Raw genomic sequence first — 1,592 nt, forward strand, 5'->3', positions numbered from 1 at the left:
ACGGTCAGGAAGACCGGTGGCGCCACCCCCAGCGCCTTCGACCCGTCCGGCCCCAGATACTGCGCGCCGCCCGCGCCGTTCAGGAACAGCGCCCGATTGGCCGGCTGCGACAGGTCGAAGAGCCCGCTCGGCGCGGCCAGGAACAGATCGGCCAGTTGCGCCACGGCAAAGCTCAGCGACCCGAAGCGCGTGCAATATTGCGCGCCCTGCGGATTCGGACAGGCGCCGGCATACGATGCCATGTTCCCGAAAATCACCACCGACGTGCCGTCCAGATAGGCGACGGCATTCGTGTCGGCCCAGGCCCCCAAGGTGAAGCCCGGCCAGTCGGCCGCCGCATAGGCCTCGCCCGAAACCGCCGGGCCAAGCTGCGTCGCCGTGCCGCCGGAATAGTGGAACACCCGCACCGTGTCCCACACGCTGGCATTGCCCCGATTGGCGGCGGCGTCCGACAGCCCGACCAGCAGGAAGGTCACCAACCAGTCCGAGGAGCCGGGAATCGGCGTCAGGGACGGCTGGCCGGCATAGACGTCGGTGCCGCCCGGCTGCCCGGTGGCGATGTAATGATATTCGTCCGCGAACGGGATCTGCGCCGCCCCCGCCTGGTCCACCCAGTTCGCATTGTCGATGCTGTACATCGGCATCGTGCCGGTGAACTGCGTGGCGCCGTTCCCCGCGAAATGCGCGCCGACCAGCGCGTCATAGTTGACCGCCCCCATCGCGATCTTCACCATCGCGCCGTTTGGATAAGCCGGCCCGATCACCGCCTGCAGTTCCGGATTGGCGTTGGTGCCGGCCGCCGCGTTCGCCGCCATGTCGCCGCGGCTGAAATACAAATAATGGTTGGTGCCGCCCTGCCCGTCCGGCAGGAAGAACCCGACATTGCCGTTATAGCCCGCCTGGCGTAGCAGGTTGCTGCCCAGTTGCGCCGGATAGCGATATTCGATGACCGGCACCTGGCACGGGCCCCAGCCGGCCGTATTGCCCAGTTCCGGATACAGCCCGTTAAGACCGCCGGAGGCCGCCGCGCCGCCGACGATCTGCGCGATGCTCGGATAGACCATCACCACGCGCGGCACGTTGGGATATTCGATCTGGTAGCACAGGATCGGATCGTCGATCGTCTGGTCGCCGGCCAGGAAGCACTGGTTGGCACCATAGATCGGCCCCGGACCGTTGACGTAGTAATAGACGAACCCGCGAAAGCGCGGCGCCGCGCCGCTATTGACCTGATACAGCGCGATCCCCTGCCATTGGGCGCCGGACCCCACGCCGGCGGCCAGATACTGGCCCTGCATCAGCACCGATGCGGCATTCAGGACGTAACTCGACATGGTCAGCCCCGGCGCCACCGACAGGATATCGGACTGCACGGTGCCGGACGCCAGGCTCCACGCCACCGCGCCCGCCTGCGACACCGCATTGACCGTGCCCCCGCCGATCGACAGCATGTTGCCGAACTGGTCGATCTGCACCGACGCATTGTCATATCCGGTGCCGGTGCCCGCGGTGTGGCCGCCGAATTGCGGCGCGGCCAGCACCCCCACCGGATCGGCCGTGCCGTTCGACGGCGCGACGCTCCAGCCCTGGCC

General features: G+C 67.7%; 1 pseudogene. It reads right to left on the minus strand.

The annotated features are described in order from the left end of the window. Window positions 1-1,592, minus strand: a pseudogene (locus HUK84_RS17510) (hypothetical protein); the annotation flags it as partial.

It is taken from the genome of Nguyenibacter vanlangensis, assembly GCF_013376155.1.
GTDB lineage: Bacteria > Pseudomonadota > Alphaproteobacteria > Acetobacterales > Acetobacteraceae > Gluconacetobacter > Gluconacetobacter vanlangensis.